This is a genomic window from Reyranella soli (assembly GCF_007992495.1).
Taxonomy (GTDB): domain Bacteria; phylum Pseudomonadota; class Alphaproteobacteria; order Reyranellales; family Reyranellaceae; genus Reyranella; species Reyranella soli.
Genome location: NZ_BKAJ01000095.1, coordinates 1 through 26,357 on the forward strand (window position 1 = coordinate 1; position 26,357 = coordinate 26,357).

The 26,357-nt window shown below is 65.7% G+C and carries 26 protein-coding genes; 13 read left to right on the forward strand and 13 right to left on the reverse strand.

The window, feature by feature from the left end:
• From RSO01_RS26485 to RSO01_RS26495, 3 genes are all read left to right on the forward strand, one after another.
• On the forward strand, positions 1–728 hold a 728-nt coding region (locus RSO01_RS26485), incomplete at its 5' end, for a sulfite exporter TauE/SafE family protein (RefSeq protein WP_308933097.1).
• A gap of 38 nt (positions 729–766) precedes the next feature.
• Positions 767–1,291: a DUF992 domain-containing protein gene (locus RSO01_RS26490; protein ID WP_147153112.1), complete on the forward strand. Its 525-nt coding sequence runs from the start codon at positions 767–769 to the stop codon at positions 1,289–1,291.
• A gap of 68 nt (positions 1,292–1,359) precedes the next feature.
• Positions 1,360–1,872: a DUF992 domain-containing protein gene (locus RSO01_RS26495; RefSeq protein WP_147153115.1), complete on the forward strand. Its 513-nt coding sequence runs from the start codon at positions 1,360–1,362 to the stop codon at positions 1,870–1,872.
• 7 nt (positions 1,873–1,879) lie between these two features.
• Here the strand turns inward: RSO01_RS26495 and RSO01_RS26500 are convergent, their stop codons facing one another.
• The 7 genes from RSO01_RS26500 to RSO01_RS26530 all read right to left on the reverse strand — a co-directional run bounded on the left by RSO01_RS26500 (position 1,880) and on the right by RSO01_RS26530 (position 10,034).
• Positions 1,880–2,737, reverse strand: coding sequence for a TauD/TfdA dioxygenase family protein (locus RSO01_RS26500; RefSeq protein WP_147153117.1), 858 nt, complete (start codon positions 2,735–2,737; stop codon positions 1,880–1,882).
• A 22-nt stretch (positions 2,738–2,759) separates the two neighbouring features.
• Entirely contained in the window at positions 2,760–3,716 is a 957-nt protein-coding gene (locus tag RSO01_RS26505) for an AEC family transporter (protein ID WP_147153119.1), read from the reverse strand.
• A gap of 78 nt (positions 3,717–3,794) precedes the next feature.
• On the reverse strand, positions 3,795–4,937 hold the full coding sequence (locus RSO01_RS26510; protein WP_147153122.1) for an acyl-CoA dehydrogenase family protein: 1,143 nt from the start codon (positions 4,935–4,937) through the stop codon (positions 3,795–3,797).
• A gap of 25 nt (positions 4,938–4,962) precedes the next feature.
• On the reverse strand, positions 4,963–6,159 hold the full coding sequence (locus RSO01_RS26515; RefSeq protein WP_147153124.1) for an acyl-CoA dehydrogenase family protein: 1,197 nt from the start codon (positions 6,157–6,159) through the stop codon (positions 4,963–4,965).
• On the reverse strand, positions 6,160–7,356 hold the full coding sequence (locus tag RSO01_RS26520; RefSeq protein WP_147153126.1) for an acyl-CoA dehydrogenase family protein: 1,197 nt from the start codon (positions 7,354–7,356) through the stop codon (positions 6,160–6,162).
• Between the two features lie 129 nt (positions 7,357–7,485).
• On the reverse strand, positions 7,486–8,820 hold the full coding sequence (locus RSO01_RS26525; protein ID WP_147153128.1) for a phospholipase D-like domain-containing protein: 1,335 nt from the start codon (positions 8,818–8,820) through the stop codon (positions 7,486–7,488).
• Entirely contained in the window at positions 8,817–10,034 is a 1,218-nt protein-coding gene (locus RSO01_RS26530) for a CaiB/BaiF CoA transferase family protein (protein WP_147153130.1), read from the reverse strand. Before RSO01_RS26530 ends, RSO01_RS26525 begins: the two co-directional genes overlap by 4 nt.
• A 274-nt stretch (positions 10,035–10,308) precedes the next feature.
• Between RSO01_RS26530 and RSO01_RS26535 the strand changes: the two genes are divergently transcribed.
• Positions 10,309–11,556 carry a flavin-dependent oxidoreductase gene (locus tag RSO01_RS26535; RefSeq protein ID WP_147153132.1) on the forward strand — a complete coding sequence of 416 codons (1,248 nt, stop codon included), beginning with the start codon at positions 10,309–10,311 and terminating at the stop codon, positions 11,554–11,556.
• On the opposite strand, the gene RSO01_RS26540 is transcribed toward RSO01_RS26535, so the two are convergent.
• Positions 11,553–11,969, reverse strand: coding sequence for a hypothetical protein (locus RSO01_RS26540; RefSeq protein ID WP_147153134.1), 417 nt, complete (start codon positions 11,967–11,969; stop codon positions 11,553–11,555). The genes RSO01_RS26535 and RSO01_RS26540 overlap by 4 nt on opposite strands.
• 218 nt (positions 11,970–12,187) lie before the next feature.
• On the opposite strand from RSO01_RS26540, the gene RSO01_RS26545 reads away from it, so the two are divergent.
• Together RSO01_RS26545 and RSO01_RS26550 are read left to right on the forward strand one after the other, a co-directional pair.
• Positions 12,188–13,312 (forward strand): CaiB/BaiF CoA transferase family protein, encoded by a 1,125-nt coding sequence (locus RSO01_RS26545; protein ID WP_147153137.1) that lies wholly within the window; start codon positions 12,188–12,190, stop codon positions 13,310–13,312.
• Between the two features lie 103 nt (positions 13,313–13,415).
• Positions 13,416–14,591 (forward strand): MFS transporter, encoded by a 1,176-nt coding sequence (locus tag RSO01_RS26550; protein WP_170303377.1) that lies wholly within the window; start codon positions 13,416–13,418, stop codon positions 14,589–14,591.
• Positions 14,592–15,054: 463 nt separating this feature from the next.
• Here the strand turns inward: RSO01_RS26550 and RSO01_RS26555 are convergent, their stop codons facing one another.
• The gene (locus tag RSO01_RS26555) at positions 15,055–15,687 is read right to left on the reverse strand and encodes a glutathione S-transferase family protein (protein WP_170303378.1); all 633 of its coding nucleotides are present in this window, start codon (positions 15,685–15,687) and stop codon (positions 15,055–15,057) included.
• Between the two features lie 13 nt (positions 15,688–15,700).
• Positions 15,701–16,564 (reverse strand): sigma-70 family RNA polymerase sigma factor, encoded by an 864-nt coding sequence (locus RSO01_RS26560; protein ID WP_147153142.1) that lies wholly within the window; start codon positions 16,562–16,564, stop codon positions 15,701–15,703.
• A gap of 75 nt (positions 16,565–16,639) precedes the next feature.
• Here RSO01_RS26560 and RSO01_RS26565 point away from each other — a divergent pair, with 75 nt between their 5' ends.
• The 3 genes from RSO01_RS26565 (at position 16,640) to RSO01_RS26575 (ending at position 19,501) form a co-directional block, all read left to right on the forward strand.
• A complete protein-coding gene (locus tag RSO01_RS26565; protein ID WP_147153144.1) occupies positions 16,640–17,104 on the forward strand; it encodes a carboxymuconolactone decarboxylase family protein in 465 nt (154 codons plus the stop codon).
• A gap of 815 nt (positions 17,105–17,919) precedes the next feature.
• On the forward strand, positions 17,920–18,867 hold the full coding sequence (locus RSO01_RS26570) for a Bug family tripartite tricarboxylate transporter substrate binding protein (RefSeq protein ID WP_246158823.1): 948 nt from the start codon (positions 17,920–17,922) through the stop codon (positions 18,865–18,867).
• A gap of 76 nt (positions 18,868–18,943) precedes the next feature.
• Positions 18,944–19,501, forward strand: a complete 558-nt coding sequence (locus tag RSO01_RS26575; protein WP_147153148.1) for a hypothetical protein — start codon at positions 18,944–18,946, stop codon at positions 19,499–19,501.
• A 25-nt stretch (positions 19,502–19,526) separates the two neighbouring features.
• Here the strand turns inward: RSO01_RS26575 and RSO01_RS26580 are convergent, their stop codons facing one another.
• Positions 19,527–20,672, reverse strand: coding sequence for a DSD1 family PLP-dependent enzyme (locus RSO01_RS26580; RefSeq protein WP_147153150.1), 1,146 nt, complete (start codon positions 20,670–20,672; stop codon positions 19,527–19,529).
• Positions 20,669–21,538 carry an SDR family NAD(P)-dependent oxidoreductase gene (locus tag RSO01_RS26585; RefSeq protein ID WP_147153152.1) on the reverse strand — a complete coding sequence of 290 codons (870 nt, stop codon included), beginning with the start codon at positions 21,536–21,538 and terminating at the stop codon, positions 20,669–20,671. The genes RSO01_RS26580 and RSO01_RS26585 overlap by 4 nt, the downstream gene beginning before the upstream one ends.
• Positions 21,539–21,754: 216 nt before the next feature.
• Between RSO01_RS26585 and RSO01_RS26590 the strand changes: the two genes are divergently transcribed.
• The 4 genes from RSO01_RS26590 (at position 21,755) to RSO01_RS26605 (ending at position 25,870) form a co-directional block, all read left to right on the forward strand.
• Positions 21,755–22,858, forward strand: coding sequence for an LLM class flavin-dependent oxidoreductase (locus tag RSO01_RS26590; protein WP_147153154.1), 1,104 nt, complete (start codon positions 21,755–21,757; stop codon positions 22,856–22,858).
• A 3-nt stretch (positions 22,859–22,861) separates the two neighbouring features.
• Positions 22,862–23,632, forward strand: a complete 771-nt coding sequence (locus tag RSO01_RS26595; RefSeq protein ID WP_147153156.1) for an acetoacetate decarboxylase family protein — start codon at positions 22,862–22,864, stop codon at positions 23,630–23,632.
• 97 nt (positions 23,633–23,729) lie between these two features.
• Positions 23,730–25,325, forward strand: coding sequence for a flavin-containing monooxygenase (locus RSO01_RS26600; protein WP_147153157.1), 1,596 nt, complete (start codon positions 23,730–23,732; stop codon positions 25,323–25,325).
• 20 nt (positions 25,326–25,345) lie between these two features.
• Positions 25,346–25,870: a pyridoxamine 5'-phosphate oxidase family protein gene (locus RSO01_RS26605; protein ID WP_147153159.1), complete on the forward strand. Its 525-nt coding sequence runs from the start codon at positions 25,346–25,348 to the stop codon at positions 25,868–25,870.
• A gap of 6 nt (positions 25,871–25,876) precedes the next feature.
• On the opposite strand, the gene RSO01_RS26610 is transcribed toward RSO01_RS26605, so the two are convergent.
• On the reverse strand, positions 25,877–26,347 hold the full coding sequence (locus RSO01_RS26610) for a YybH family protein (protein WP_246158827.1): 471 nt from the start codon (positions 26,345–26,347) through the stop codon (positions 25,877–25,879).
• Between the last annotated feature and the right edge of the window lie 10 nt (positions 26,348–26,357).

Here is a 26,357-nt window from a genome sequence, read left to right on the forward strand (position 1 = left end):
CTCCGATGAGCTACGCCCTCGTGCTGGCCGTCGGCTTCGTTGCCGGTACGGTGAGCGGCATCGTCGGCACGGGCGCAACCGTCATCCTGCTGCCTGTGCTGGTGATCGTCTTCGGCCCGCGCGAGGCCGTGCCGATCATGGCGGTCGTCGCCCTGATGTCGAACTTCGCCAAGATCACCTCATGGTGGCGCGACATCGACTGGCGCGCCGTCGCCGCCTACGCGCTGGGCGGCGTTCCCGCAGCGGCGCTGGGCGCACGAACTCTGCTCGTGCTCCCCGAGAACAGCGTCGAGTTGGCGCTCGGCCTCTTCTTCCTAGCCATGGTCCCCGGTCGCCGCTGGCTCGCCTCGCGCAACATGACGATCGGTTTCGGCGGGCTGGTGATCGCCGGCGCCGTGATCGGCTTCCTCACCGGCATCGTCGTCTCGACCGGCCCGCTCAGCGTGCCGACCTTCGCCGCCTACGGCCTGGTCAAGGGCGCCTTCATCGCCACCGAAGCGGCGGGCTCGCTCGCCCTCTACATCAGCAAGGCCGTGACGTTCAGGCAGTTCGGCGCGCTGCCGACCGACATCGTCGTCAAGGGCCTGATCACCGGGTCCTCAGTCATGGCCGGCACCTACCTCGCTCGCTTGATCGTCGAGCGTCTGAGCGTGGCCGCCTTCCAGTACATGCTGGACATCGTCATGGTGGTCTCGGGCCTTGCACTTTTGTGGCAGGCACTGCACTGACCGAGCTGCCATACTGGCGGCCTCGCGGAGGAAGCCGGATGAACAGGATCGTCGTCGTATCGATGGCCGCAGGCTTGGCGCTGACGACCGCCTGCACCCAGCAGACGGCCCAGCAGCTCAACACCGCCAACGCCAACTCCCAGGTCTATATCGGCGCGCTGACCTGCAACGTCACCGGCAGCACCGGCTATGTCTTCGGCTCGAGCCGCGATCTCAGCTGCATCTATCTCACCAAGGAAGGCGCCTCGCAGGCCTATGACGGCAAGATCCGCCGTTTCGGCCTCGATCTCGGAACCACCAAGCCCGGCCATGTGGTGTGGAAGGTCTATCAGCTCGGCGGGCTGGTCGGGGACCAGACCAGCGCCAATCCAAGGGTGATCGTCGGCAACTACGGTGGCGAGCAGGCCTCGGTGTCGGCCGGCGCCACCGCCGGCGGCAACTGGCTGTACGGCGGCAGCAACAACCAGATCGTCCTGCAGGCGACCCAGCTCCAGTCGTTGGGCGATGCCGGCTACAACCTCGCCTACGGCATTGCCGAGATTTCGCTCAGCTTGAAGAACTAGACCCAAGTCTCGCTTGCGCCGCCGCGCGTTGTGCCATACTCGGGCGGCTTAAGGAGATACGGAGACCCATGAAACTGATCGCCAAGGCCGCCGTCGCGGCAACCCTCGCCGCGACCGTCGGTGCCTGCAACATGAGCCAGTCGACGCCGCAGCAGCTCAACACCACCAACGCCAACTCCCGCATCTACATCGGCTCGTTGAGCTGCAACGTCGGCGGCAGCACCGGCTACGTGCTCGCGTCGCGCAAGACGCTCGACTGCGTCTTCCTCGGTAAGGACGGCATCCAGAGCGCCCAGTACACCGGCACCATCGACAAGGTCGGCATCGACATCGGCTACACAAAGGCCGTGCACACGATCTGGCGGGTCTACTCGCTGGGCTCCGATCGCGGTCCGAGCGACCTCAGCGGCACCTATGTCGGCGAGCAGGGCACGGTGGCGGCCGGCCAGCAGGCCGGCGGCAACTGGATCTATGGCGGCCCCAATGCCGAGATCGGCATGGTGTCGTCGGGCGTCATCCAGGACGCGGGCTACAACCTCGCGACCGGCATCGCCGGCATGACCATCAAGCTGAAGCGGTAAGCTTCGACTACATCGTCGCCGGTTGCAGGCTGCAGCCGGCGACGGTGACGCGATGCATCAACCGGCGCTCGCCGCTGTAGTCGTTGGCGGCGTAGTGCCAGGTCGCCCGGTTGTCCCAGAAGGCGATCGAGCCCTCGCGCCAGCGGAAGCGGCAGGTGAATTCCGGCCGCGACGCGTGGCGATAGAGGTACTCCAGCAACGGCTTGCTGTCCTCGACCGACCAGCCCTCGAAGCGCAGGGTGAAGGCCGGGTTGACGTAGAGCGACTTGCGGCCGCTCAGCGGATGGCGGATCACCACCGGGTGCACGACATCGTCGCCCACCGCTTGCTGATTACCGAAGCGGCTGGCGCCTTCGGGATTGGCCGCATTGACGCCTTTGGCGCCGAAGATGTGCGCCGAGCCGTGGACGGCCGTCATGCCTTCCAGCGTGTGCTGCAGGCCGGGCGATAGCGTCTCGAAGGCGCGGTACATGTTGGCGAACAGCGTGTCGCCGCCCTCCTCCGGCAGCTCGCGCGCCAGCAGGATCGAGCCCATGGCCGGCTCGGCATCGTAGCTGTGGTCGGTGTGCCAGCCGCCGCCGATGTTGGTCTTCTGCTCGGGCTCCTTGCGCACTTCGGCGATCTCGGGATAGCCCTCGACCGCCTTGAAGAAACGGTTGACGTCGATCGGCGCCCAGCGACGCGCGAACTCGAGGTGCTGATCGGGCGTAAGCGTCTGGTCACGGAAGAAGATGACGCCGTGCTCGGCGAAGGCCTGCTGCACCTCGTCCCACTGGCGATTGCTCATCGACTTGAGATCGATGCCCAAGACCTCGGCACCGCAGCCGCCCGTGAGCTTACGCACCTGTACCGTTTCGTATGCCATGACCTTACCTCCGCAATGGAGACTAGCGAGTTTGCACGCCGAGGAGCAACAGCACCGCCGACAACGTGAAGATGCTGGCGCCCGTCGAAATGACGACGGCGTTGGTCGCGAGCCCGACGCCCGTCCGGTAGAGCTGGGCCACCAGATAGACGTTGGCGCCGGCCGGCAAGGCAGCGTTCAGGGTGGCGACGGTGAGCCACAACGCATCGAGTGCGAAGACGTAGCGACCGACCAACCACACCATCAGCGGCATGACGGCGAGCTTGACGGCGGTCGCAACGGCACCGGACTGCCAATGCTCCTTGATGCCGACATGGGCAAGCGAGGCGCCGGCCATGATCAGGCCACAGGGAGGTGCGGCCAGCGCCAGGGCCTGCAGGACCTTGTCGATCACCACCGGCATGCCGAGCCCCGGGACCAGCGCCGTCAGCTCGGCCCAGGCGAGGCCGGCGAAGATCGACGGGATCACCGGGTGCTTCATCATCATCAGCGCCGCACCGCCCAGCTTGGCAAGCAGCCGGCCGCCACCGCCGCCGCCGGAGCCGATCTCCAGCAGGAACGAGCAAAGCGTCAGCATGATCAGCGAGTTGACGCTGATGATCATCAGCAGCGGCACCAGGCCTGCCTCGCCGAAGGCGTAGGTGATGAAGGGGATGCCGATGCCGACGCCGTTGGAGAAGGTGCCGGACAGGGCGAACACCGCCTGATCGCCGAGCTTCATGCCGAGAGCGCGGCCGAGCGGCATCAGCAGCAAATAGAGCAGCAGGCCGGTGCCGAAGAACACGACGATGATGTCGGGCTCGAGCGCCTCGAGCCGCACCTTGGCCATGGAACGGAACAGCAGCGCCGGGAACAGGGAATAGAACGCGACCTGGGTCAGCCCGCGCAGGCCGTCGGCCGTGAGCAGCCAGCGGCCCAGCGCCCAGCCGACCGCGACCGTGCCGAACACCGGCACGATGATGTCGATGATGGCGCTCATGCTGGAGCGCGGACCTCCAGGTCCGCACTCATGAGCTATGAGCGGACCTGGAGGTCCGCGCTCCGAATGAGGACGACCTCACGCCGCCATGGCGAGGTTGCTGTAGCGTGTCAGGTGATGCTGCTGGTTGCCGAACATCAGGTCGATCATGGTCAGCCGCTTGAAGTAGTGGCTGACCGAGAGCTCGTCGGTGACGCCCATGCCGCCGTGCATCTGCACCGCGCTCTGGCCGCAGAACTTGCCCGACTTGCCGATCTGGACCTTGGCGCCCGAGGCGGCCTTGCGGCGCACGACGGAATCCTTGTCGTCGATCTTGAGCGACGCCATCAAGGTCATCGAGCGCGCTTCCTGGGCGTTGGTGAAGCAGTCGACCATGCGATGCTGCAGCACCTGGAACTTGCCGATCGGCACGCCGAACTGCTTGCGCGTCTTGATGTATTCCAGGGTCGCCGCATTGATCGCGTCCATGCAGCCCGTCGCCTCGGCGCACAGCGCCACGATGGCGTGATCGACCGCATCCTCGACCACGCCGAAGGCGTCATCGACCTTGCCCAGCACGGCGTCGGCGCCGACCGAGACCTTGTCGAAGGTGAGCTCCGAAGCGCGCAGCGAATCCTGGGTCGGGTAGTCGCGGCGGGTGATGCCCTTGGCCTTGGCATCGACCACGAACAGCGTCAGCCCCTTCTCCTCGCGCGCGCTGCCCGAGGTGCGGGCGAGCACGATGATGTTGTCGGCCGACGGCGCGTTGTAGACCACGCCCTTATGGCCCGACAGCGACCAGCCATTGCCTTCCTTGGTCGCCTTGAGCGAGACGTCGGCCAGATTGTAGCGCGACTGGCGCTCGAGCCAGGCGAAGGCGAACTGCTTCTTGCCCTCGATCATTGGGGCAAGCAGCGCTTCCTTCTGGGCCTTGCTGCCGGCCTTGGCGATCATGCCGCCGCCCAGCACGACGGTCGGCAGGAACGGCTCGAGCACCAGGCCCTTTCCGAACTGTTCCATGACGATCATGGTCTCGATCGGCCCGCCGCCGTAGCCGCCATCCTCCTCGGAGAACGCCATGCCGAGCCAGCCCAGCTCGGCCATCTGCGCCCAGTTCTCCGGCAGCCAGCCCTTCTCGGTGGCGGCGATCTTGCGCCGGTTCTCGAACGCGTATTTGTCGCGAACGAAGCGCTCGGCAGCGTCCTGCAGCTGCTTCTGTTCGTCGGAAAGGGACAGGTCCATTTGTCTTCCTCCAAATCTCTGGCGTTTATAGCCCGAGGACCATCTTCGACACGATGTTCTTCTGAATTTCGTTGCTGCCGCCGTAAATGCTCGTCTTGCGGAAATTGAAATAACGTGGCGCGGCGGGCGGCGCGTGGTCGGGGCCGATCGGCGTCTCGTTGGTGTCCTGGAACAGCATGCCGGGCTGGTAGGGCGCGGCATATTCGCCGACCGCCTCCATGGCGAGCTCGGTGATGCGCTGCTGGATCTCGGAGCCGCGGATCTTGAGGGTCGAGACCTCGGGCCCCGGCGCGCCGCCCAGCGCCATGGTCGAAAGCGCGCGAAGCTCACTCATCTCCAGCGCCTGGACCTGCAGGTCGAGGTCGGCGATCTGCGCGGTGAACGCCGGATCGTCGGCCAGCGTGGCGCCGTTCGCCGGCTCGGCGCGGGCGATGTCGCGCAGCGAGCGCACGCCGCGCTTGGAGGCCGGCACCTCGGCGATGCCCAGCCGCTCGTTGGCCAGCAGAAATTTTGCGCAGGTCCAGCCTTCGCCTTCCTTGCCGATGCGGTTGGCGACCGGGACCTTCACGTTGTCGAGGAACACGTCGTTCACGTGATGGGCACCGTCCACCATGATGATGGGCCGCACCGTGACTCCCGGCGTCTTCATGTCGATCAGCAGGAAGGAGATGCCCTCCTGCGGCTTGGCGTCGGGATTGGTGCGCACCAGGCAGAAGATCCAGTCTCCCCAATGAGCAAACGACGTCCAGGTCTTCTGGCCGTTGACGATGTAGTGGTCGCCCTCACGCACGGCGCGGGTGCGCAGCGACGCGAGATCGGAGCCGGCGCCCGGCTCGGAGTAGCCCTGGCACCACGACACTTCGGAGCTGCGGATGCCGGGCAGGAAGCGTTCCTTCTGCTCGTCGGTGCCGAAGGTGTAGATCACCGGCCCCACCATCTTGGGACCGAACGGGATGATGCGCGGCGCGCCCTCTTCCGCGAGCACGTTCTCGAACAGGAAGCGTTGCGTCACGTCCCAGCCCGGGCCGCCGTATTTCTTGGGCCAGGTGTAGGCGAGCCAGCCCTGGCGGCCGAGCGCCTGCTGCCACTGGATGTGGTCGTCCTTGTCATAGTGCTTGCCGGAGAAGGTCTTGGCCTTTGTGGCGGCAGACAGATTGGCGCGCGCGAAGGCGCGGACTTCGTCGGCGAAGGCCTTGTGTTCGGGTTTGAGCGCGAGGTCCATTTACAGTCCCAACACCATCTTGCTGATGATCCCTTTCTGGATCTCGTTGCTGCCGCCGTAGATCGTGGTCTTGCGCGTGTTGAAGTAGCGCGGCGCCGCGAGATGCGCGTAGGCCGGCCCGACCGGCTCCTCGTTGGACCCCTGCCACAGCAGGCCGGGCAGATAGGGCGCGGCGTACTCGCCGACCGCTTCCATGGTGAGCTCGGTGATGCGCTGCTGGATCTCCGAGCCCCTGACCTTGAGGCCCGATACTTCCGGACCCGGCTGGCCACCATGTGCCATGGCCGAAAGCACGCGCAGCTCGGTGTATTCCAGCGCCGTGAGCTGGATCTCGAGATCGGCGATCTTCTCGGCGAAGCTCTGGTTCTCGATCAGCGGCTTGCCGTTCTCCTGCTCGCTGCGCGCGATGTCCTTCAGCGCCTCGACGCCGCGCTTGGATTGCGGCACCGCAGCAATGCTGAGCCGCTCGTTGGCCAGAAGGAACTTGGCGCAGGTCCAGCCATCGTTCTCCTTGCCCACGAGGTTGGCGACCGGAACCTTGACGTTGTCGAGGAAGACCTCGTTCACCTCATGGCCGCCGTCGGCCATGATGATGGGCTTCACGGTGATGCCCGGCGTCTTCATGTCGATCAGCAGGAAGGAGATTCCCTCCTGCGGCTTGGCCTTGGGATCGGTGCGCACCAGGCAGAAGATCCAGTCGGCCCAGTGGCCCATCGTCGTCCAGGTCTTCGAGCCATTGACGATATAGTGGTCGCCTTGCTTCTCCGCCTTGGTGCGCAGGCTCGCGAGGTCGGAACCGGAGCCCGGCTCGGAATAGCCCTGGCACCACCACACCGTGCTCTCGCGGACACCCGGCAGGTACTTGGCTTTCTGCTCTTCCGTGCCGAAGGTGTAGATCACCGGCCCGACCATCTTGGTGCCGAACGGAATGATGCCCGGCGCATACTCCTCGGCGCAGATGTTCTCGAAGATGTAGCGTTGCGCCGGCGTGAAGCCCGGGCCGCCATGCTTCTTGGGCCAGGTGTAGACCAGCCAGCCCTGCTTCCCGAGCACCTGCTGCCAGCGCATGTAGTCGTCGCGGATCAGGTGCTTGCCGTTCTTGACCTTGTCGCGGATGTCGGCCGGCAGATTGGCCCGCACGAAGGCGCGCACATCATCGGCGAATTTCTGCTCTTCAGGTGTAAAAGCGAGGTCCATACAACCCTCCCAGGATAGGGCCTTCGTTTGCGCCGGAGTTTAGCCACGAGGCCGGTTGGGACAAGCGCGATGCAGCCGGATCGCGGCTTGATCCGCCGCGGCGCGGAACAAGTTTACGTAGATTGCGCGTTACGTCAGGTCGGGCTTCACACCCGTCTTGAAACCGTAAGTCTCGGGCGCCAAAGCGAAAACAAGCCCTTGCCAGTCTGGCGCCTGGCGCCCCAGCTGGCCGCGGTTCGCGCGGGCAATGTCCCCGAACGCCCGTAGTGCAGCCCGGTCATCGAGCGACGCCGTATCGACGCCGAGATGCTGATCGAACAGCGCGGTGCGCAGCGCGTGCGCAACGTCGGCATCCCAGATCGAGGCATTCATCTCGGTGTGCCCGCTCAGCGAGAACGGATGTAGGTTGCACGAACCGACGGTCGCCCAGACGTCGTCGACCACCATCATCTTGGCGTGGACGTAGGCGGCGCGCCGTTTGCCCTCGTGCATCGCGGCGAGGCCGGCCAGCGTGAAGTTGGCATGACGCCCCAGCGCCTCGATGCCCCAGAAGCGCGAGGCCTCGTTCGGATCGTGGCGCGCATCGAAAACGTAGCCCTCGGGGACCGGCGGCACGAGCATCACGATCTCGACGCCGCGCTCGACGGCTGCAACCAGGTGGCGGGCGACCTCCGGCATCGGGATCGCCTGGTTCTGCAGGTAGATCGTGCGGCGCGCCGCATCGATAGCGCGCTGGTACTGCTCCAGGATCGATCGCTCGACACGCGCCGGCGGATAGCGGCGCGCATCGAGCATGCGCTGGACCTGCACGGTGCTCGGCCCGCACGCAGGGCGCGGCTGGTCGGCATAAGGCAGTTCGTCGCCGGCGTCGCAGCCCCAATTGCCGTCAGGCGCATGGCGATCGCTCGCCTCGTTCCAGCGCTCGACGAAATTGTGGCGCACATCCGTCGCCGACGGCCCGGTCACCTCGACATAGACGTCGTGCAGGCGCATGGCGACGCTGGTGAGGTTGAGACCGCCGACGAAGGACGTTTCCGACGGCTGACCGGCATCGATCACCCAGCTCTTCTGATGCTGGCAGAACACCGTCGCCGCCCTGTCCCAGCGGATCTTCAGGCGCGACCCGCGCCTGGCGAGCAGCGCGCGCTGCTCGGCTGAGCCGCCGAACATGCGCGGGCTGGGCGCGGTCTCGGGATTGGGACGCCAGACCAGCAGCCGCACATCGACGCCGCGCGCGACGGCGCGATCGAGCACGTCGAACAGCGGCTCCTGTCCGTCCGGCAGCAGGAAGTCGTCGGAATAGAAGGCGACGGTCAGCCAGATGCTGTGGCGCGCATGGGCGATCGCCTCGCCGATACGCCGCATGATCTGCGGCCCATCGATGAACGCCCGCACGCGATTGCCAGGACGCGCCGGGTAAGGTCCCGATGTCGTGGCCGGGATGTAGGAACCGTCAGAAATCACTGGGCCATCGGCGCCGGCACGATCAGGGCCTTGTCGGCCTTCAACTTGTCGATCTCTGCCTGGCCGACGCCCGCCTCGCGCAGTACCTCTTCGCCGTCCTCGCCGATGCGCGGGGCGTGGCGGCGGAACTCGACCTTGGTCTTCTCGAAGTCGAGCGGGCTGGCGAAGGTCGTGATCGGTCCCTCCGTCGGATGCTCGCGCTCGGTGAAGAAGCCGGTCGCCTTGAGATGCGGATCGTCCCGAAGTTCCTCGAGGGTGCGCACGGGCATCGCCGGAATGTCGGCCTTGTCGAACATCTCCAGCCATTCCTCGGTCGGCCGATGCTCGAGCAGCGAGGCCAGCACCTGATAGAGCTCGCTGAAATGCTTGGCGCGCTCGTTGCGGTCGATGAAGCGCTGCTCCTTGCAGAGGTCGGGCCGGCCGGCGAGCTCGAAGAAGGTGAGCCAGTGCGCGTCGGTGTAGGGCAGCGCGCAGATGAAGCCGTCCTTGGTTTTGAACGGATGGCGGAACTTGTTGATGATGCGGTCGTAGCCCATCGCGCCGCGCTCGGGCGTCCAGGTGGCGCCGAACAGGTGCTCGGTCAGCCAGAACGAGGCGAGCGTCTCGAGCATCGGCACCTCGATCATCTGCCCTTCGCCGGTCTTCTGGCGATGATAGAGCGCGCCCAGCACCGCGATGCAGAGATGCAGCCCCGTGGTCTTGTCGGCGATCAGGCTCGGCATGAAGCGCGGCGGCAGGCCGTCGACGCGCGACTGCAACGACGCGGCACCGCTCACGCCCTGTACCAGGTCGTCGAACGCCGGCTTGTGGCCGTACGGTCCCTTGCGCGCATAGCCCAGGGAATAGGCGTAGATGATCGACGGATTGACCTTCTTCAGGTCCTCGTAGCCCAGGCCCAGGCGCTCGATCGCCTGCGGCCGGCTGTTGTGGATGAAGAGGTCGGCCTTCTTGACCAGCTCCTTCAGCACGGCGCAGGCAGCGGGCTTCTTGAGGTCGAGGCAGAGCGAACGCTTGTTGCGGTTGGCCGCCATGTAGATCGGCCCCATGCTCTTGTCGCGCCCCATCGAGCCACCCGAGACGCGTAGAAGGTCGCCTTCGGGCGGCTCGACCTTGATAACGTCGGCGCCCATGTCGGCCAGGTGCTGGGTGGCGAACGGCCCCAACAACACCGCCGTCAGATCGATCACACGCACGCCCGCAAGCGGTCCCGGCATCTCGCGCCCACCTCATTCTGTTCGGCTTGCCACAATGACGCGATCGGACGGCAAAGCAACAACGCCGCGCGATGAGCGCTTGCAGTTCAGAACTTCACGGCAGGATTTCTGTGCGCTCGGTCACATTCGCTTCGTACATTTTCTTGAGCCGTTGCCAAGAAAATGTCCCTTCGACCGCCCCTGTTTGCTGCGGTAGTTGGAACCACATCGACCTTCACAATTCGGACGTTGAGAACGCGCTGCCCGCCGGAGCAATCTGCACGGAGTCGCTTCGATGAATAGTCCTGATCGAAAGAAGATCCTGATCGTCGGCGGTGGCGTCGGCGGACTCACCACCGCGCTCTGCCTGCACGAGGCCGGGATCGAGGCCGAGATATTCGAGCAGTCGCAGGAGCTGCGCGAGCTCGGCGTCGGCTTCAACGTCCTGCCGCACGCCATCAGCGTGCTGGCCGGCCTCGGTCTCCTGCCCGAGCTCGACCACGCCGGCATCCGCACGCGCGAGCTGATCTATTGCAATCGTTTCGGCCAGACGGTGTGGCAGGAGCTGCGTGGCAGTGACGCCGGATATGACGTGCCGCAGTTCAGCATCCACCGCGGCAAGCTGCATGGCGTCCTCCATCGCGCGGTGCTCGACCGGCTGGGGCCGGCCCGCATCCATACCGGGTGCCGGCTGGTCGGCTTCGACGACCGGCAGGATCGCGTCGTAGCATCCTTCAACGGTCGGCCGGACGTCGAAGGCGATGCCCTGGTCGGCGCCGACGGCATCCATTCCACGGTTCGATCGATTCTCCATCCCGGCGAGGGCCCGCCGATCTGGAACGGAACGATGCTGTGGCGCGGCGCGACCGAATGGCCGGCCTATGGCGATGGCCGCACGATGGTGATCGCTGGCGGCAATGCCGCCAAGTTCGTGTTCTATCCGATCCACACCGACCCGGCGCGGCCCGACATGCGCTTGACCAACTGGGCGATCATGGCGCGCCTCAGCGATGCCCAGGTGCCGCCGCGGCGCGAGGACTGGAACCGCATCGGCCAGCGCGAAGAGGCGCTGCCCTTCGTGCGCGACAGGTTCCGGCTGGGCTTTCTCGACCCGGTGGCGCTGATCGAGGCGACCGAGACGTTCTACGAATATCCCAACTGCGACCGCGATCCCCTGCCGCGCTGGTCGTTCGGCCGCGTGACCTTGCTGGGCGATGCCGCCCATCCGATGTATCCGGTCGGCAGCAACGGCGCGAGCCAGGCTATCCTCGACGCGCAGTGCCTGGCGCGCCACCTCCAGGCCCAGTCATCGGTCGCGGAGGCCTTCGCCGCCTATGACGTCGAACGCCGACCGGCCATGGCGAAGATCGTCGAAGCGAACCGCAAGGGAGGCCCCGAGGGCGTGATCGACATGATCGAGGCCCGCGCCCCGGACGGCTTCGACGACATCGACCGTGTCGCCAGCCATGCTGAGCGCGAAGCGGTCGTGCGCGGCTACGCCTCGATGGCGGGCTTTGCGCGCGAGCAGGTCAACGGGCGCTAGACGACAAGCGGCACGTTGGCGATGACGGTCGCCAGCAGGATGCCGTTGAGCAGCATGCCCTTGAGGTGCAAGGCGCGAAGCCGCGGCACGGCCGCTGCTTCGCCGGCCGCCCTGGCCTGAAGCTCGACATCCATGTGTTGCAGGAACCAGCGCCGCGCCATGACCGCCACGGCTGCGACGGCGAGCGCGCCGACGGCGAAGACCGGACGTCCCGAAATCACGTACGCCACCGCGGAAGCGACTCCGGCCACACACATGACGATGAAGTAGCCGTTGAACAGGCCGCGCAGCAGCTGCGTCACTTCCGGAATCTCGAGCCCGACCAGCAGGAAGGTCGGCGACGACAGGAAGAAACAGGCCATCGGCAGGAGCAGAATGACGGTGGCGTAAAGGGCAAGGGCGTCAGGCGGCATGGGTTCCCTCAGAAGCGTGGCCAGAGGGTATTCGCCGCGTCATTCCGTCTCCATTGGACTTTGGTCGGAATTTCAACCAGCGAGAAAGGTCAGAACTTCGGCCTTGGCCATGACACTCACCTCGAACCGCTGCTTTGATGTCGAATGGTAGCAGCAATTCCCGAGACGACATGTTACTCGAAGCGGTGACGCGACTGTCCATGGAAATGAGTTGATAGATGCCTGGAGCGCTTGAAGGGCTGCTGGTGATCAGCGTTGAGCAGGCCGTGGCCGCCCCCTATTGCGCCGCCCGCCTGGCCGATGCCGGCGCGCGTGTGATCAAGATCGAGCGGCCGGAAGGCGATTTCGCCCGCGCCTACGACGCCTATGTGCACGGCCAATCGAGCTACTTCGTCTGGCTGAACCGGGGCAAGCAATCGGTGACGCTCGACTTCAAGGACAAGGACGATCTCGCCCTGCTGCATCGCATGATCGCCAAGGCCGACGTGCTGATCCAGAACCTGGCGCCGGGCGCCGCCGAACGCGCGGGCTTCGGTTCGGCGGCGATGCGCGCCAAGAACAAGCGGCTGATCACCGTCGACATCTCGGGCTATGGCGAGCACGGCCCCTATCGCAACCGCCGCGCCTATGACCTGCTGGTGCAGGCCGAGAGCGGCCTCGCCTCGATCACCGGTACGGCCGAAGGCCCGGGCCGCGTCGGCATCTCGGCGACCGACATCGGCACCGGCATGTTCGCCCATGCCGCCGTGCTGGAAGCGCTGCTGGCCCGCCAGAAGACCGGCGAGGGCCGTGCCATCGCGGTCTCGCTGTTCTCCGCCATGGCCGAGTGGATGACCGTGCCGGTGCTGGCCAAGGACTACTCCGACTACAATTGGCCGCGGCTCGGCCTCACCCATCCCTTCATCGCGCCCTACGGCGTCTACCAGACCGCCGACAAGGTGCCGGTGCTGATCTCGATCCAGAACGACCGCGAGTTCGAGCGGCTGTGCCACGGCGTGCTCGACCGGCCGGGCCTGGAGAAGGATCCCGACTACGCCACCAACAAGGCGCGCAATTCGCGGCGCGACGATACCAACGCCATCGTGCAGAAGAGCTTTGGCGGCCAGACCTTCGCCGACCTCGCGGCCCGCCTCGACGCGGCGCAGATCGCCTGGGCGCGCGTGAGCTCGGTCGACGATCTATCGACCCATCCGCAACTTCGCCGCGTCGTCTTTGGCACGACCGTCGGCGACGTCTCGATGCCGGCACTCGCCGCCTCATGGAACGGCGAGCCCGAGCGGCTGGGCGACGTGCCAACGGTGGGCCAGCATTCCGAACAGGTGCGGCGCGAGTTCGCGGCTTAGATGACGCGCTGCTGATGAAAGCCCCGCTGTCATCCCGAGCGCAGCGAGGGACCTTTCGTCGGTCTCGCAAGGGTCCCTCGCTGCGCTCGGGATGACAGTTTTGATGTCGTCGCGAATCCTCACCGTCGTCAGGCTTGCCGGATACGGCGCGGCCTACTTCTTTGCTTCCGGCGCCTTCATGAGCTACTGGCCGGTGTGGCTGCGCGATCGCGGCATCGCGGACGCCGAGATCGGCACGCTCTTCATGAGCCGGCAGCTCGTGGGGGTCGGCGCCACGCTCGCCATCGGCTGGATCGCGCATCGCGTCGGCAACGTGCGCGGCGTCCTCCTGGCACTGGCCGTGGCCGCAACGGTCCTGGTGACCGGCTACCAGTTCTCTCACACCTTCCTCGCCATCCTGGCTGTGTCGCTGGTGTGGGGTGTCGTGTGGGCGCCAACCATGGCGCTCTACGATGGCGTGGTGGTGAACGAGACCCGAGCGCGCGGCATCAACTACGGCAGGCTGCGCGTCTGGAGCTCGGTATCCTTCATCCTGGGCGTCATCATCTGCGGCGTTGCCGTCGACCGGCAGGGACCGTCCTGGGTGCTCTATGTCGGCTTCGCCGGCATCGTGATGCTGGTGCCGCTGGCGCTTTGGCTGCCGGCGGCGGAGACGCAGCACCGTGACCAGGCCAAACACGCCTCCTTCGGCATTCCCGACCTGCTGCGCTCGCGGCCGTTCCTGCTGTTCATGATCGCGGCTGGACTCTGCCAGGCGAGCCACGCCGTGCTCTACAGCTTCGGCACGCTGACCTGGCGCGCCGCCGGCATTGACGACGTCACCATCAGCCTGCTGTGGGGCGAGAGCGTTGCCGTCGAGATCGTCCTGATGCTGGCGAGCCCCTGGCTGCTGGCGCGGCTCGGCCCCACCGGCATGATTGCGCTGGCGCTCGGCTGCGGCATGGTGCGTTGGCTGGGCATGGCCTTCACCACCGAGCTGTGGGCGCTGATCCTCCTGCAGGCCCTGCACGCCGGCACCTTTGCCGCCTGTCATCTCGGCGCCATGGCCTTCCTCCAGCGGGCGCTGCCCGCCTCGGGCATGGCGCTGGGCCAGAGCGTCTACTACGCGATCGGCACCGGTGCGGCGCAGGCCGTGATCTTCCAGATCGCCGGCGTGCTCTACGGCGCCTACGGCCAGAAGGCTTTTTTAGGCATGTTCGTCGTCAGCGCCGTCGGCATGGTGGCGATCGTCGCGTTGGCGCGCCAGTGGAAGGGCGGACTGCTCGTGGGCAATGCCTAGACTAGGTAGTGCATGCACTGACGGCAGCAGTGAGAGAGGTTTCTGAGGTTTCCGAGAGAGAGCCTGGTAGCCCTTCGAGATCGCACCCCCTATCGGTTGGGCCTCATCCTAATTTCGGACAATAACGCTATTTGCGCTACCGGAATCGCCCGAGTCGGAGAGACCGAACGCCGAGCCCGGCCCGTCCATGTAAGCGCCTGGACGGGCCGCGTGGCGCAGCCATTTGGTCTCGGATCAACGATGCATAGAGCAGGAACGCGAAGGCGTAACGCGCCAAGAATATAACTATGGTTCGGAATGGTCAATAACTTTGGTCAGCGATGATGGCAGTTCTTTTCCTACGCCTTTTAGCGCTAGGGACCCGCTGTCATCCCGAGCGAAAGCGAGGGACCTTTCCTGCATTCAAAGGCCCCTCGCTTCGCTCGGGGTGACAGCAGTGAATCACCTCCAACGATAGCGAGTACTAAGCCTGCGGCGTCTCGGCCGGCTCGGTCGCCGTCATCGACGGCCGCTGGGCCACCCCATCGAACCAGGCCGCCAGCTTCGGCGCGACACCGCGCCACTCCTCGCCGTAGCGCCAGCTCTCGTAGCCGCAGGCGACGGCGGTCGTGATCTGGGCGAGATCGAAGGTGGCGCCAAAGTGCGGCACACGCTTCTCCAGGGCGGCGAAGCAGCGGAGCTCGCGGTCCTTCATCTTGCCGATGAAGTCGTCCGACCGTTCGTCTTCGGACCGCAGGAGCTCGGCCCGCCGCGCGATGTGCGCTTCGATGATGCCGCAGGCGATCGACATGTCGGCCAGCGCATGCCACCGCGACATGCCCTCGCGTGCCAGCAGGCGAAAGCCGCCGTGTTCGCCATTGAGGTAATCGCAGATCGAATGGGAGTCGGTCAGGGTGAAACCCGACGTGACCAGTGCCGGAATGCGGACGACCGGCGTGGCCTCGAGGAACTCGGGCCGGTGCTCGACGGCCCGGGTCGCCCAGTCGTGCGACCACTTGGTCTGCACGAACTCGAAGCGGCCTTCTATTCCCAGCTCGAGGATCGCGACCCGGACTCTCCTGACCCAGGGCGAGGCGGGTGTAACAAAGAGGCGCACGGCAATTCTCCGGCTAGGGCAAGGCGGACAAGTCCAATGCCCTGAGTCGGTCGCGGTCGGCAACCACCTCGATCGCCGCGATCCTGTCGCCGGCGAAGGTCAGGTTGAGCACCAGCAGCAGATGGCCCTGCGGCGCCACGACGACACCCAGCGCGCCATCGATCAGGGCAGGCCGCGCAGCCTGCGCCTTGCCCTTGAAGTTGGCAGCGACAACCTCGGCGCCATGCAGCTCTGTCACGTCGCCCAGGCGCACGGCGGTGCGGTCGGCCCGCAGGACGACGTCGGGATCGAGCACGGCCAGGAGTCCGGCAATATCGCCACTGCGCGCCGCCGCCAGGAAGGCGTCGACGACTCTGCGCTGGCTGGCGACGTCGGATGACGTCTTGCCCCCGCGCACGCGTCGGCGTGCCCGGCTGGCCAACTGCCGGGCCGCTGTCGGCGAGCGGCCAACGATGGGTGCGATCTCCTCGAACGGCAGGTCGAACATGTCGTGCAGCACGAAGGCCACGCGCTCGGCCGGCGCCAGCGCTTCCAGGACGACGAGCAGCGCCAGGCCGACGGAGTCGGCCAGCTCGGCCTCGCGCTCGGGATCGGCGGTGCGCTCATGGCCGGCGAGGGGTTCCGGCTCGCCTTCCAGCGGCTCCTCACGCCGCGACTTGCGCGAGCGCAGGGTGTCGAGGCAGACGCGGGCCACGACCGTGGTCAGCCAGCCGCCCAGATTCTCGATGCCTGCAGGCTGCGAGCGGCTGAGCCGCAACCAGGCCTCCTGGACGGCATCATCCGCCTCCCCCGTCGCCCCCAGCATGCGATAGGCAACCCGCTGCAGATGGTCGCGGTGGGCCTCGAACTGCTCGGCCAGCCAATTTTCTTTTTCCATCGGTCACATTCCCCGATCGCGCTTCGTCATGCCCATGACGGCCGAGAGGCGGCCGATGTGACAAAGGAGATGATCATGCAAGCACGGATGACCAACCCCGTTTTCGTGGTTCCCGAGGCGCTCAAGGCCCTCAATGCCCTGGGGACTTCGATCGCCAAGGGCGGCGTGCCCAACACGACCCTCGAGCTGCTGCGGCTGCGCGCCAGCCAGATCAACGGCTGCAGCGTCTGCGTCGAGATGCACGCCCGCGACCTCCGGAAGGCGGGCGAGAAGGACGATCGCCTGTTCGCCGTCGCCGCCTGGCGCGAGGCCCCCTACTTCACCGACGCCGAGCGTGCGGCGCTGGCACTGACCGAAGCGGCAACGCGCCTGCCCGACCGCGGCGATGCGGTGCCCGACGACGTCTGGAACGACGCAGCCAAGCACTACGACGAGAAGGCGCTGGCCGACCTCGTCCTCAACATCGCCCTGATCAACTTCTGGAACCGGGTGAACGTCACGATCCGCCAGGTGTCGGGCGTGCTGCCCAAGGCTGCGTAGCTTTCCTCCCCAGCTTCGCTGCTACGGGGTGGAGACACCTTCAAATTCCTCTCCCCCTAGCGGGCAGGCCAATCGCATATGACCAATTTTCCCGTCATCCCGAGCGGAGCCGCCCGAAGGGCGGCGCAGTCGAGGGACCTCTTTTTGTCGATGCATCAACAAAAAAGGTCCCTCCGCTCCGCCTCGCTACGCTCGGCTCCGGTCGGGATGACGGGACTTTGCAGTCATATGCGATCGCGCTGCCCTAGCGGGGGAGAGGAGCCTGATTCGACGGGGAGGAAATGAGCGCACACGAACGTTCGTGCGCATTCGGTTGCAGGAAGTTGTGGTGCGCGCCGGCATGCATACAACAAATGCGAGCAACGCGAATCTTATGTTCGTTTTCCACCTTATGCACCGATGACGGACAGCGGAATCTGCCGGATCACACGAGCGAGTCGTGTTAGCTTCACAATCAGAGAGCAGCGGTTGGTCGAGCCCCGGTCCTCTCTTAAATAAAAGATCAAACTCGACGACCGGCTGGAGGTGCGGTGACGACCCGAAAGGGCATGCCGCACCGGGATCAGAGGGGACGCGCAAGCGGCATCTGTGATCTTCGAGGTCGGTAGGCCGCGCGGTTCGTGTGACCGCCCGGAAATTGCCTGGAGCGGCAACGCGACGGGCGGATTTCCGAGGTCGCTCGGGTCGCCAAGGTCCGGAAAGGGGTCGTTCCTCGGAACGGCCCCTTTTTCTGTTGGGGCGAACCACTTAGAAGAGCTCGCACAAACTGGAAAAGGAGGAGTGAGCCAGTGCGAGTAAAAGCATTGAGTAGTGTGGTGGCGTTCGCCGTGGCTGCGTTCGTCGGCCTGCAGCCGGCGGCGGCGCAGTATCCGGACAAGGCGGTCACCGTGATCGTTCCCTTTCCACCCGGCGGCGCCTCCGATGTGACGGCGCGCACCGTGGCGCCGGAACTGGCGAAGAAGCTCGGCCAGCAGGTCGTCATCGACAACAAGGGCGGCGCCAACGGCGCCATCGGCGCGGCGGCGCTGAAGCAGGCCAAGCCCGACGGCTACACGCTGATGATCGGCTCGATCGGCGTCTACAGCATAAATCCGGCCCTGTTCAAGGACCTGCGCTATGATCCGCTGAAGGACTTCGACTTGCTGAGCGTCATCGTGCGCACGCCCAACGTGCTGGTGGCCAATCCTGACTTCCCGGCCAACACCGTCGCCGAGCTGCTCGACTACCTGAAGAAGAATCCGGACAAGGTGAGCTTCGCCTCGTCGGGCACGGGCTCGTCGGATCACCTGACGGCGGCGCTGTTCCTGCAGAAGACCGGCATGAGCGGCGTGCACGTCCCCTACAAGGGCGGCGGACCGGCCATCAACGACCTGATCTCCGGCCATGCCAACGTCTCGTTCCAGAACCTGGGCGCGATCGCCCAGCAGGTTCGCGCCGGCAAGCTGAAGGCGCTGGCCGTCACCAGCGCCACGCGCGCGCCCGCGCTGCCCGACGTGCCGACGCTCGCCGAAGCCGGCGTGAAGGACCTCGAGGTCTATTCCTGGCAGGCAGCGGCCGCGCCCAAGGGCCTGCCGCCGGCGGTGAAGGCGAAGCTCGAAGCCGACATCACCGCAGCCACCAAGGCGCCCGAGGTCAAGGAGCAGTTCGAGAAGATCGGCTTCGACGTGGTCGCCACGACCGGCGCGCAGTTCGACGCGTTCCTCACAGGCGAGATCGCGCGCTGGAAGCAGGTCATCGAGACCGGGAAGATTACGGCTGAGTAGCTACTCAGCAGCACGGCGACCCAGCGTCACAGGGTCGTCGTGCTATGCTGCGCCGATGATACCGAGAGCGGATGTGATGATTCCCAATCTGAGCGAACGCGAGAGAAGGTTGCTCGAGACGCTTGTCCATGAGGTCGACCGCCTTCTCGATCGGCCGTTTGAGAACGGACAAGAAGGTAGCCTCATAGAGACTAGCGCAATGCACGCAGGTGAAAGCGCGATCCTGGCGCTCGAGGAATACGGCGTAGTGAATTTGTGCCTGCCAACGCTCCGCTTTGGAGAATGGACAGACGCCGGACAAAGACTTCGAAAAGCGCTCCCCAAAGAGTCCGTCGGAGTGAGAGCTCAACACAACCTGCCATTGCTGACCGAGCTGGACGATCCCGAATACACGCCCGCTACAGGGCTTGGCATCGGCAACCGCGAAGCACTGCTACTCGAAGCATTGTGCGCCATGACCCGGCAATACTATGTCGTCGAGCACGCAATCACCGTGCTCGCGGAATACGGCCTAGTGGAGCCGACGGGATGCTCAGGGCAGTGGACGGAGGCGGGGAGAAAATTTGAGGGTTGGTGTGCGAGATGTGCCCGCGAAGAATCAGCGCGGGCGCTCTCGGCTATTTCAAAGCCCTAGGCAAGGAACAGGCTCGCGGTCTCACTCAACGCGACCTGCCGCGCGCCGTCACCGGCCAGATGTCGACGAGCGTGTCGCCCTTCACCACGTGGTAGCTCTCGTAGAGATTGACCGTGGGATCGCAATGCGGCGGCGTCAGGATCACCTGTTCGCCGTGGCCCGGGGGCGCTTTGCCTTCGGGCGCGATCACCGCCAGGTGCTCGTCGCCCATGAAGCGCGTGGTCGAGCCTTCGACCGCGCCCTGCAGGATCATCGGCGGGCCCTTTTCGGTGGCCATCGCCTTCAGGCCGGCATCGACGGTGACCATGCCGGCGGTGTTGGCGCTGACGACGCGGGCGTCGATCTGCAAGGCCTGCTCAAAGGTCGGCTTGTCGAGGCCTCGCAGGTCGCAGACGTTGTAGTCGTGGTCCATGAAGACGTAGGAGCCCACCTGCAGCTCGGTGAAGACGCCGAGCTTGGCGTCGATATAGTGCGTGCCGGTCCCTGAGCCGGTGATGATGCCGGGCTTCAGTCCGGCTGCCTCAAGCTTGCCCAAGGAGACCTTCAGGTACTCGGTACGCTCCTCGATCTCGGCCGTGCGCTGCTTGAAGTCGACGATGTGCTGGTGACGGCCGCAATAGAACTGCACGCCGGCATATTTCAGCGACTTCAGGCCGACGACCTTCTTCACCAGCTCGACGACGCCGTCGGGCGTGGCCACGCCGGTGCGATGAAGGCCGGGATCGATGTCGACGATCACCGTCAATGGCTTGCCGGCCTTCGCTGCGGCCGTGGCCAGCGCCTCGACATTGGCAGGATGGTCGACCACCACCATCAGGTCCTTCACCTTGGCGTTCAGCGCCACCAGGCGGTCGATCGCCTGCGGCGTGACCACCGGCGAAGTGATGTGCAGGCTCTCGATGCCGGCCTCGCCCAGCGCCTCGGCCTCGCCCAGCTTGGCGCAGCACACGCCGAGCGCGCCGGCGGCGATCTGGCGGCGGGCGATGTCGGCCGACTTGTGGGTCTTGGAATGTGGCCGCAGGTTCACCTTGTGCGCCTTGGCGAAGGCCGCCATCTCCGCGATGTTGCGGTCGAGCATCTCGAGATCGAGCACCAGGGCCGGCGTGTTCAGCGAGCGCCGCGATCCCTGCTGGCCGATCAGATGGCGGTGGAGTTTCTCGGCTTCACTCATGACTTGTCCCTCAGGTTGCGCACGACCATTGCCTCGCCGGTCGTGCCGCGGTTCACGCCCGCGCTTTTCATGAACATGTTTTCCTTGCCCGTGCCCCAGAGCGCAATGCCTTGCGCTAAAAGGCCGCCGTCGACCTTGACGGTCTCGCCGGTGATGAAACGGGCGTCGTCCGAGCACAGGAACGAGGCCACGTCGGCGATGACGTCGGGCTCGCCGCGGTCGGGCCACGGCTGGTGCTGGAACTGCCGCTCGTACTTCTCAGGCCGGCCGCGATGGACCAGCGGCGTGGAGATCACGCCGGGCGCGATACCGACGACGCGGATGCGCTCGGGGCCGAGCTCGGCCGCCACGTTCTCGATCAGGCTGATGACGGCAGCCTTGGCCGCCGAATAGGCGTGGCTGCCGGCGCCGCCCACCATGCCGGCAATCGAGGCTGTCACGAGGATCACGCCGCCATGGCCATGCTTCTTCATGGCTAGCGAAGCGTGCTTCATGCCCAGGAACACCGAGCGGACGAGCACGGCGAAGGTGTAATCCCAATCCTCGACGGCGGTCTCGGCGATCGGCCCGAAGGCACCGCCGACGCCGGCATTCAGATAAGCGATGTCGAGGCGGCCGAAGCGCTGCTCGGCCTCGGCGACCGTGGCGGCCACATCCGCTTCCTTCGCGACGTCGCAGCGCACGAAGGCGATGTCATTGCCGTGGCCATTCGCCTTGGCAACCGCCAGGGTCTCCGCACCGTTGGCCTCGTTGAGGTCGGCCACCACGACCTTCGCGCCATCGGCCAGGAAGCGCATGACCGTGGCGCGGCCCATTCCGCTTGCCCCGCCGGTGACGATGGCGACCTTGCCTGCCAGTCTTGTCATCTTTGATTTCGCCCTCCGATCCCATGGTGAGGTTGCGCCGCCCGGTGGGCAAGCCTAGCGTTTGACGGAAGGCGTATCACAATTTTTCGTCATCCCGAGCGGAGCCGGCCGAAGGCCGGCGAAGTCGAGGGACCTGTTCTTCAGCCAAAGAAGAGGTCCCTCCACGCGGCCCCTTCGGGGCCTTGGTCGGGATGACGGCTTGGTAGGAGCCGTCAGATGAAGTTCGGCCTGTTCTACGAGATCTCCATTCCGCGTCCATGGACACCGGAGAAAGAGCGGACCGTCTACAACAACTGCCTCGAGCAGGTGAAGCTGGCCGACGAGCTGGGCTTCGATCACGTCTGGGCCGTCGAGCACCATTTCCTCGAGGAATACTCGCACTGCTCCGCGCCCGAGCTGTTCCTGACGGCCTGCGCCATGGTCACCAAGAACATCCAGGTCGGCCACGGCATCGTCGTCTGCGTCCCCGAGTTCAATCATCCGATCAAGATCGCCGAGAGGACGGCGACGCTCGACATCCTGTCGGGCGGCCGCCTGCATGTCGGCACCGGCCGCTCGGCGACCTGGACCGAACTCGGCGGCTTCCGCGCCAATCCCGACACCACCAAGAAGAGCTGGGACGAGTTCGTGCGCTGCCTGCCCAAGATGTGGATGCAGGAGACCTTCTCCTACCAGGGCGAATTCTGGTCGATGCCCGAGCGCACCATCCTGCCCAAGCCCTACCAGAAGCCGCACCCGCCGATGTGGGTAGCCGTCACCAGCCCCGGTACCGAGATCGACGCCGCCGACCGCGGGCTGGGCAGCCTCGGCCTGTCGTTCGCGGGCTTCGACGAGCAGGAGAAGAAGATCAAGGAGTACCGGCGGCGCATCAAGTCGTGCGAGCCGGTCGGCGCCTTCGTGAACGAGCAGGTCGCCACCACCAACTTCCTGTTCTGCCACGAGGACGAGAAGACCGGCGTCGAGATGGGCAAGCGGCTGGGCAACACCTTCAACTATCTCGCCACGCAGCTGATCTCGACGCGCGAGGTGTTCTCCTCGCCGTCCTACCAGTCGTTGGGCCTGCTGCCGGCATTGCGCCGCGCCGCCACCGGCCCCGACGCCAACGAGCAGCAGACCGAGGGCATGGCCTATGGCGATCCCGCGCGCATCATCCGCGCCGTCAAGAAGTGGGAGTCGCTCGGCGTCGACTGCATCAATTTCATCCTGAACGCCAACGAAGTCGTGCCGCAGGACCAGGTGATGGCGAGCCTCCGGCTCTTCGCCAAGGAAGTGATGCCGGTGTTCGCCAAGGGATCGGCCAACAAGGTCGCGGCGGAGTAGACGATGCCCCTCTACGGAACGCTCGACATCACCCAGAACGCCAAGGCGCTGCCGACGCTCGGCAATCTCGACACCGAGGCCTGGACCTTGCCCAAGGCCGAGATGCTGCAGCTCCTGATCGAGGTGCCGCGCAGCACGACCGACGGCCTGCTGCCCAAGGCGATGCACCCGGCCCTGCCTTCCTACGTGATCCTGGCAGTCACGCGGTATTCGGAGAGCCCGGTCGGGCCGTTCAATCTCGCCGTGCTGCGGCTCGGCAGTCGGGCCGGGGCGCATCCGCGCGGCTTCCTGCTGGGCGCCGTCGCCAGCACCGTGGCCGCCGCCAAGGAGCTGCGCGGCCGTTGGGGCCTCCCGGTCGAAGCCGGCGAGGTGAAATTCCTGCGCCGGCACGACCGCGTCATGGGGACGGTCGCCAAGGGCGGCAAGACGATCCTCGACTGCGCGCTGGTCGATCCGCAGCCGGTCGCCGGCACCGACGTGCAGTACATCAACTGGGTGACGGCGGCCAACGCGCCGCTCGACGGCCAGACCCAACCGATGCTGATCCAGGTCGACCCCAAGTACACCTTCTACAAGGCCGAGCGCGGCAAGCCGCAGGTCTCGGCCTTCGACGCGGCGGCCTGGAACGCCGGTGCGATCACGCTGGCCGATCCCATCGTCGGCACGTGCTGCACGGTCGACACCGACCTGCCGCGCATCCGCTTCGTGATGGATCCATTGAAGCCCGTGTTCCAGGGCACCCGAAGGATTAGGGAGTCTCGAGCTGACGAATGAGTACCGAAACCCGCCACAATTCCGGTGTCATCCCGAGCGTAGCGAGGGACCTTTCCTGCGGCCTTAAAGGCCCCTCGCTTTGCTCGGGGTGACAGTTATGTTGAATTACGACGCCATCATCATCGGGGCCGGCATCTCCGGCCTCTACCAGCTCCATCTGCTGCGCAAGCTCGGCATGAAGGTACGCGTGTTCGAGACGGGCACCGGCGTGGGCGGCACCTGGTACTGGAACCGCTATCCGGGCGCGCGCTTCGATTCGGAAAGCTATTCCTACGGCTACTCCTTCTCCCAGGAGCTGCTCGACCAGTGGCACTGGACCGAGCACTTTTCGCCGCAGCCGCAGACGCTGAAATACCTGAACTTCGTCGCCGACAAGTTCGACCTGCGCCGCGACATCCAGTTCAAGAGCCGGGTCACGGCGGCGCACTGGAAAGAAGAAACGCAGAGCTGGGCGATCACGCTGGAGGATGGCAGCCGCCATACCTCGCGCTTCCTGATCACCGCCATCGGCCCTCTGTCGGCGCCGACCATGCCGCGCATCGAGGGCATCGACAGCTTCAAGGGCCAGTCCTGCCACACCGCGCGCTGGCCGCATGAGCCGGTGAGCTTCGAGGGCAAGCGCGTCGCGGTGATCGGCACCGGCGCCACGGGCGTGCAGACCATCCAGGAGGTGGCCAAAACCGCGGGCCATCTCACGGTCTTCCAGCGCACGCCCAACTGGTGCGCGCCATTGCACAACGCGCAGATCTCCAAGGAGGAGATGGCCGAGATCCGCCCGCGCTATCCCGAGATCTTCCAGCGCTGCCGCGAGACCTTCGCCTGCTTCCTGCACACGCCCGATCCGCGCAAGGCCATGGAGGTGACACCCGAGGAGCGCGAGGCGCTGTGGGAGAAGCTCTACGGCAACCGTGGCTTCGGGATGTGGCAGGGCAATTTCCGCGACATTCTCGTGGACCGCGAGGCCAATGCGCTGGTGAGCGACTTCGTCGCCCGCAAGATCCGCCAGCGCGTCAAGGACCAGGCGGTGGCCGACAAGCTGATCCCCAAGAACCACGGCTTCGGCACCCGCCGCGTGCCGCTCGAGACCAAGTACTACGAGGTCTACAACCAGCCCAACGTGAAGCTGGTCGACATCAAGGAAACGCCGATCGAGCGCATCACGCCGAACGGCATCAAGACCAGCGATGCCGAGTACCCGTTCGACATCATCATCTACGCCACAGGTTTCGACGCCATCACCGGCGCCTTCGATCGCATCGACTTCCAGGGTGTCAACGGGCTGAAGCTCAAGGACAAGTGGAAGGGCGGGCCGCAGACCTATCTCGGCATCATGGTCGAGGGCTTCCCCAACATGATGATGCAGATGGGCCCGCACACCGCGCTGGGCAACATTCCGCGCAGCATCGAGTACAGCGTCGAATGGGTCACCGATCTGCTGCGCCATGCGCGGGAGCACGACGTCACGCGCATCGAGGCGACCGCCGACGGCGTCGCCTCGTGGACCGATCACGTGAAGTCGCTGGGTGTCGGGCTGCTCTCCAACGAAGTCGATTCATGGATGACCGGCATCAACCGCAACATCGACGGCAAGCAGACCCGCATCATTGCCCGCTACAGCGGCAGCGCCCCCGCCTTCCGCGAGCGCTGCGATGCGGTGGCGGCGGACGGCTATCGGGAGCTCAGGCTCGGCTGACAACGACGACGGAGGAGGCCATGGCAGACGGCATCACGGTCGCGAAATTCCGGGACGTGGCCGGCGGCCTGCAGAAGGGCCAGTTCTCCGTCGGCGAGCACGTGCAGATCAGGCACCTGTCGGACCTCGATCCGATCTACAAGGCGCTGCTCGACCGGCCGATCACCGTGACCATGGGATTGGTCGCGCCCGACGGCACCATCGGGCTTACGCCGATGTGGTTCGACTACGAGGGCGACAAGGTGCTGGTGAACACGGCCTCGCATCGTCCCAAATGCGGCTGGATCCGCAAGAACGGCAAGCTCACCATCCTGGTCGTCAATCCCGACAATGCCTATCACTGGGTCCAGCTGAAATGCTCGGTGGAGCGCGAGGAACACGAGGCCGCACCGGGCGGCGAGCGCGTCACCAAGCAGCTCGACAAGATCTGGACCAAGTACACCGGCAATCCGCCGCCCTACGGCCTGCGCGATCCCGCCATCGACGAAAAGCGTGTGCTGTTCATCTGCAACGTCGATCGCATTGCGACCTTCGGAAAGCCGTGAGCGGCTTCAAGCTGCTTCACCCCGGGCGAGCGCAGCCGCCTGATGGAGGCTGACGCCGCCGGCAAGCGGATCGGCATGGCGATGGGCAAGGTGCCATTCGGCGCCCTCGCGGCGATAGACAAGCGTGACGCGCAGCGGCCAGCTCTGCGCCGGCAGGCCGCCGACCTCGACCGTCTGGCGTTCGATCAGGGCGAGGACCACCATGTCGGCAGAACCGTAGGCCTGCACGACGTCCTGCTCGAACACGCCGTTCTTGAAGAAGCGCCCCATCGCCTCCCAACGCTCGCCGGTCATGTCCGAACCGCGCGTGGGCGTCCCGCCGAAGGGCGACATCAGCATGAAGTCGTCCGCATGCTTGATCAGGGCGCGGTAGCGGCCGACGTCGCCGCGCATCAGCGCCGTATTGGCTTCTGCCGATCGCCGTATCAGCTCGGCCACCGTCTGGTCGATGGCCATGTCGCGTTGCGAGTCAGGCATCGGATCATCT

Coding starts and splice junctions, on each gene's coding strand:
- RSO01_RS26610 (WP_246158827.1), bottom strand. CDS start 26,347: ATGCCTGACTCGCAACGCGACATGGCCATCGACCAGACGGTGGCCGAG.
- RSO01_RS26505 (WP_147153119.1), bottom strand. CDS start 3,716: ATGAGCGCCATCATCGACATCATCGTGCCGGTGTTCGGCACGGTCGCG.
- RSO01_RS26560 (WP_147153142.1), bottom strand. CDS start 16,564: ATGGAAAAAGAAAATTGGCTGGCCGAGCAGTTCGAGGCCCACCGCGAC.
- RSO01_RS26490 (WP_147153112.1), top strand. CDS start 767: ATGAACAGGATCGTCGTCGTATCGATGGCCGCAGGCTTGGCGCTGACG.
- RSO01_RS26535 (WP_147153132.1), top strand. CDS start 10,309: ATGAATAGTCCTGATCGAAAGAAGATCCTGATCGTCGGCGGTGGCGTC.
- RSO01_RS26600 (WP_147153157.1), top strand. CDS start 23,730: ATGTTGAATTACGACGCCATCATCATCGGGGCCGGCATCTCCGGCCTC.
- RSO01_RS26495 (WP_147153115.1), top strand. CDS start 1,360: ATGAAACTGATCGCCAAGGCCGCCGTCGCGGCAACCCTCGCCGCGACC.
- RSO01_RS26585 (WP_147153152.1), bottom strand. CDS start 21,538: ATGACAAGACTGGCAGGCAAGGTCGCCATCGTCACCGGCGGGGCAAGC.
- RSO01_RS26520 (WP_147153126.1), bottom strand. CDS start 7,356: ATGGACCTCGCTTTTACACCTGAAGAGCAGAAATTCGCCGATGATGTG.
- RSO01_RS26510 (WP_147153122.1), bottom strand. CDS start 4,937: ATGGACCTGTCCCTTTCCGACGAACAGAAGCAGCTGCAGGACGCTGCC.
- RSO01_RS26545 (WP_147153137.1), top strand. CDS start 12,188: ATGCCTGGAGCGCTTGAAGGGCTGCTGGTGATCAGCGTTGAGCAGGCC.
- RSO01_RS26580 (WP_147153150.1), bottom strand. CDS start 20,672: ATGAGTGAAGCCGAGAAACTCCACCGCCATCTGATCGGCCAGCAGGGA.
- RSO01_RS26575 (WP_147153148.1), top strand. CDS start 18,944: ATGATTCCCAATCTGAGCGAACGCGAGAGAAGGTTGCTCGAGACGCTT.
- RSO01_RS26590 (WP_147153154.1), top strand. CDS start 21,755: ATGAAGTTCGGCCTGTTCTACGAGATCTCCATTCCGCGTCCATGGACA.
- RSO01_RS26550 (WP_170303377.1), top strand. CDS start 13,416: ATGTCGTCGCGAATCCTCACCGTCGTCAGGCTTGCCGGATACGGCGCG.
- RSO01_RS26530 (WP_147153130.1), bottom strand. CDS start 10,034: ATGCCGGGACCGCTTGCGGGCGTGCGTGTGATCGATCTGACGGCGGTG.
- RSO01_RS26605 (WP_147153159.1), top strand. CDS start 25,346: ATGGCAGACGGCATCACGGTCGCGAAATTCCGGGACGTGGCCGGCGGC.
- RSO01_RS26540 (WP_147153134.1), bottom strand. CDS start 11,969: ATGCCGCCTGACGCCCTTGCCCTTTACGCCACCGTCATTCTGCTCCTG.
- RSO01_RS26500 (WP_147153117.1), bottom strand. CDS start 2,737: ATGGCATACGAAACGGTACAGGTGCGTAAGCTCACGGGCGGCTGCGGT.
- RSO01_RS26565 (WP_147153144.1), top strand. CDS start 16,640: ATGCAAGCACGGATGACCAACCCCGTTTTCGTGGTTCCCGAGGCGCTC.
- RSO01_RS26515 (WP_147153124.1), bottom strand. CDS start 6,159: ATGGACCTCGCGCTCAAACCCGAACACAAGGCCTTCGCCGACGAAGTC.
- RSO01_RS26595 (WP_147153156.1), top strand. CDS start 22,862: ATGCCCCTCTACGGAACGCTCGACATCACCCAGAACGCCAAGGCGCTG.